Consider the following 4,643-nt stretch of genomic DNA (forward strand, 5'->3'; position numbering starts at 1 on the left):
TTGGACCAGTGATTTGGACAGTGCTAGCTTCATTCAAAACAGGGAATAACTTATTCAGTTCTTCTTTCACAAGTATTGACTTTACGCTCGACCACTACCGCGCATTGTTCACGGACACACCCTATTTAGACTGGTATAAAAACACCTTTCTTCTCGCGACAGCGAATATGGTTATCTCACTGGTTGTCGTGACTATTTCAGCGTTTGTGTTCTCTCGCTACCGCTTCAATGGTAAGCGCAACATTATGATGAGCATTCTTGTATTGCAGATGTTCCCGGCCTTTCTTTCGATGACGGCTATCTACATCTTGCTATCAAAAATGGGATTGATTGATACCTATGCTGGCTTGTTATTTGTGTATGTAACGGGCTCATTACCATTCATGATTTGGTTGGTGAAAGGTTATTTCGATGCCATTCCCACTTCATTAGATGAAGCAGCAAAAATTGATGGCGCAGGCCACATGACGATTTTCCTCGAGATCATTCTCCCTCTCGCGAAACCTATCTTAGTGTTTGTTGGTTTAGTGTCTTTCACCGCACCTTGGATGGACTTCATTTTACCTACGCTGATCTTACGCAGCGAAGAAAAAATGACGCTAGCCATCGGTATTTTCAGTTGGATTTCATCTAACTCAGCGGAGAATTTTACGCTGTTTGCCGCGGGTTCATTATTGGTTGCAGTGCCCATCACTTTGCTATTTGTTGCGACTCAAAAACACATTACTACCGGCCTCGTCAGCGGTGCAGTTAAAGAATAATAATTAGGGATGATTTCCGCTATGGCTATTACAAATTCAGTTATCAACAAACCGATTACAAAAAGCTCGCTGACTCACTCAGCAAAAAGTGCAGACAGCTACGCTTACAACAATGAAACGCTTCACCTTCGCTTACGCTGTGCAAAAGGCGAACTAGACAAGGTTTCACTTTGGATAGGCGACCCGTACCACTGGGCAGAAGGTGGCCTCGATGGTGGCAACCTAGGTGGCAGTGATGCACACGGTTGGGTGGGTGGCAATGAAGTGACCATGATTCATGAAGGGGAAACCGAGTACCACGACCACTGGTTTGCAGAGTTTACTCCACCGAAACGTCGTAGCCGCTATGGCTTTATTTTGTACGGAAAAGGCGGCGAAAAGATTCTATTTGGAGAAAAACGCTGCGCCGACATTTCAACGACTGAAAACGCAGAAATCGAGCTGAGTAACTTAAGCAATTTCTTCTGTTTTCCTTACATAAACCCTCGTGACGTTTTAAAGACACCGACGTGGATAAAAGACACCATTTGGTACCAAATATTCCCAGAGCGCTTTGCCAATGGTCGCCCTGAAACATCACCTGCCAACGTGCAACCTTGGGGAACCAGACCTGTATCCGACAACTTTATGGGTGGCGATTTATGGGGCGTGATCGATAAGCTCGATTACCTGCAAGATCTTGGCGTGAATGGTTTGTATTTGTGCCCTATTTTCACAGCCAACGCCAACCATAAATACGACACTGTCGACTACTACAATGTAGACCCGCACTTTGGCGGCAATGAAGCTTTTAAAGCACTCGTCGATGAAGCCCATAAACGCGGCATGAAAATTATGCTCGACGCGGTGTTCAACCACATTGGGTCTCAATCTCCACTATGGCTAGACGTTGTGAATAACGGGGCAAAGTCCAAATACGCCGACTGGTTTTGGATCAATCAGTTCCCTGTATACCCAGATACGCCAAAAGAAGACTGGGATTTCTGGAACTTAAACTACGAAACTTTCGCCAACGTCGTCGAAATGCCAAAGCTGAATACTGAAAATGAAGAGTGCCGCGCATACTTATTAGACGTGGCGCGCCACTGGGTAGAAGAGTTCAACATTGATGGATGGCGTTTAGACGTAGCCAACGAAGTGGACCACGCGTTTTGGCGTGACTTCCGTAAAGTCGTAAAAGATGCCAACCCAGACTGCTACATTCTTGGGGAGATTTGGCACGAAGGTATGCCTTGGCTACGCGGCGACCAATACGATTCGTTGATGAATTATCCGCTGACACAAGCCATTACCGACTACTTTGGTCTTGGCGACGTTGATAAAGAGAGCTTTGTAAATGCAGTGAACGCGTCGTACATGGCATACCCACGCAACGTAAACGAAGCGATGTTTAACTTATTAGATAGCCATGACACCACTCGCATTATCTCTTTATGCCAGGGCGACAAACGTAAAGCTAAATTAGCTTATTTATTTATGTTCACTCAAGTCGGTGCTCCATGCATTTATTATGGTGGCGAAATTGGTATGGATGGCGGCCGCGGCATGGGCAGCGAAGACAACCGAAAATGCATGATATGGGAAGAATCAGAGCAAGACTTAGAATTCAAAAACTTCATTCAAGAAATGATCGCTTTGCGTAAAGCCAATCCCGATTTTAATCAGCCTTGCATTGACTGGTTAAACGTGGAGGATGAAAAAGGGACGGCAGACAAAGAGTGTATCGCTTACCTCCGTGGCAATTTAATGTTTGTTCTAAACAACAGCGATAAAGATAAACAGATCATGCTCGATGGAAAATCACTGACCATTAGCGCTTATGGCTACGTGATTGAGCAAGCGAACTAAATCCAAGTGTGTCATTAATCAAATCATGCTCATTAAAGCAGAACCAAATATAGTGATGGGAATCGCGATTGATTCCCACTCTATTTACTCGGTCGCCAGCACCTCTAACGGACAAGAGGTGTATAGAATGGTGCAGCGCACTCCTGGCGACCTTGCCCACTTGACTCAACATTTGATAAGCCGAATATCAAGCGTCAGCTACCGCTATGGACGTATCGCCGCGATAGGCATAAGTGTATCTGAGTTTTTTTTATCTCATCGCCAATCCGTACATGAAGTTGCAAAATCAAGTCCTACTCACTCGACAGAAATCACCCAATTAACACGAAACCTGAATCAGCATTTCAAGGTCGACTGCTCGCTTGTGATGCATTCACACAGTGCGGCCATTGCGTGCGACGCTATTAGTAACGCCATGAAAAGCGCTGACTCAATTGAACAACCACTCTCGGCAGGTTCAAGTCTAAATAAGAGGGCTAGAGATTTATACAAAGAGGCCATACTCAGCGTATTTTTGGGCGATGGTTGTGGCATAAGTTTTTATCAAAATAACGAGCAAGTGCACCACCCATTAAGCTCACATTGGGCACATTCAAGGTTGCCTAATTTTCAATGGCTCGTTGATGGCTTAACTCCTGTATGTCGCTGTGGAAATGAGGCCTGCATTGAACAGTTTTTATCCGCACCAAGTATTGAGCGGCAATATCATCAAGTCGTGCTAAAAGACCAAACTTTAGCGCAAATTTTTTCAGGCGTAGACCTAAGTGAACCGCATGCATCGCGCATATATCGTACTTATATCGACCAATTGGCGCGCAGTTTAGTTAATCCCATTCAACAATTACTGCCTACACGACTCGTATTATCAGGCGAAGCAACGACCTATCCTACATTAACGGCAGATTTAAAAGTCGCATTGTCTCGCTACATTCACGTTAATGAAATTCCAGTGATTATTCACCCAAAACAAGATGAATTCACCTTTGCTCGCGGAGCGTTTCTCATCGCTGAAAAAAATCACAACAATCATTTACGCTCGTCGTGACAAGAATGGTAACCTTAGAAGGAGAAGATATTGAATAGTTTCAGAGGACAACCCGTGTCAGAGCTAGTCACCAAATTAATGGATTTTGGGTTTACCAAAACCGATGCGCTTGTTTATATTAATTTACTCAAAAATGGCCAATCCAGCGGATATAAAATCGCGAAAGAGATCTCTATCTCCCGCTCTTCTGTTTACTCGTCTATCGATAACCTTTACGCCAATGGCTACATTTTCATGTCTGATGGCGACACTAAAGAGTACGAAGCTAAATCACCAGACTTGATTTTCAGCCAGATAGAAAAAAAGACCGTCACTAATATTAATTTCCTTAAATCAGAATTATCTAAGATGATGCTGAAAGAGGAAAAAGAGTTCGTTTACAACGTATCGGGGTTCGACAACTTACTTCAAAAGGCCAAGGAAATCATTAATCAGGCAAATCTAGAAATTTACCTGAATACCGATTTTAACCTTGAATTGTTTGGCAAAGAATTATGCGACGCCGTGGAACGTGGAGTTCGAGTGATTGGCTTTTCATTCAACAAAATGGCGAGCCCACATGAAAAAATAGAATTACATTCGCGTTCTGAAAATGAAGAAACCGAATACCCTTCACACCGCTTTATGTGTGTAGCCGATATGAAGCTCGCCCTCATGTTCTCACACCGTGAAGAAACTTTAGGCTTGTATGCAAACAATCGCTTAATTGTAAAAATGATCGCAGAGCATATTCACAGCGATATTTACCTAACAGAATACGAGCGCCTGGCTCCTAATCAGCACCAACACGTCAGAGTAAATACGATTCACGAACAGCACAATGCTATGGTACTCGACGAGCTTAAGAAGCACTAGTTCAGCAGACCGAATTCAATAATAAGATACGAACAAAGGTCTAGTAATAGGCCTTTAGGGGCAAGAACTTTTGACGGTAATCGATTTAACCCAAAGGGTTTCTTTGATTATTTGATAAAGAATAGACCTATGAG

At 43.6% G+C, this 4,643-nt stretch carries 4 protein-coding genes; all 4 read left to right on the forward strand.

The window, feature by feature from the left end; genetic code table 11:
- Nucleotides 1–761, forward strand: a 761-nt coding sequence (locus tag AB4496_RS06780) for a sugar ABC transporter permease (protein WP_372130713.1), incomplete at its 5' end; no start/stop codon positions are given.
- Between the two features lie 9 nt (nt 762–770).
- Nucleotides 771–2,609, forward strand: a complete 1,839-nt coding sequence (locus tag AB4496_RS06785; protein WP_050395133.1) for a glycoside hydrolase family 13 protein — start codon at nt 771–773, stop codon at nt 2,607–2,609.
- A complete protein-coding gene (locus tag AB4496_RS06790; protein ID WP_240798326.1) occupies nt 2,593–3,654 on the forward strand; it encodes an ROK family protein in 1,062 nt (353 codons plus the stop codon). The genes AB4496_RS06785 and AB4496_RS06790 overlap by 17 nt, the downstream gene beginning before the upstream one ends.
- A 54-nt stretch (nt 3,655–3,708) precedes the next feature.
- Nucleotides 3,709–4,509: a TrmB family transcriptional regulator gene (locus AB4496_RS06795; protein ID WP_009847632.1), complete on the forward strand. Its 801-nt coding sequence runs from the start codon at nt 3,709–3,711 to the stop codon at nt 4,507–4,509.
- Nucleotides 4,510–4,643 lie beyond the last annotated feature (134 nt).

The sequence above is a fragment of the Vibrio sp. 10N.222.46.A1 genome (assembly GCF_041473595.1).
GTDB classification, from domain to species: domain Bacteria; phylum Pseudomonadota; class Gammaproteobacteria; order Enterobacterales; family Vibrionaceae; genus Vibrio; species Vibrio tasmaniensis_A.

Excerpts from the sequence above, each read along its gene's own strand:
- AB4496_RS06785 (WP_050395133.1), top strand. The coding sequence starts at position 771 with ATGATTTCCGCTATGGCTATTACAAATTCAGTTATCAACAAACCGATT.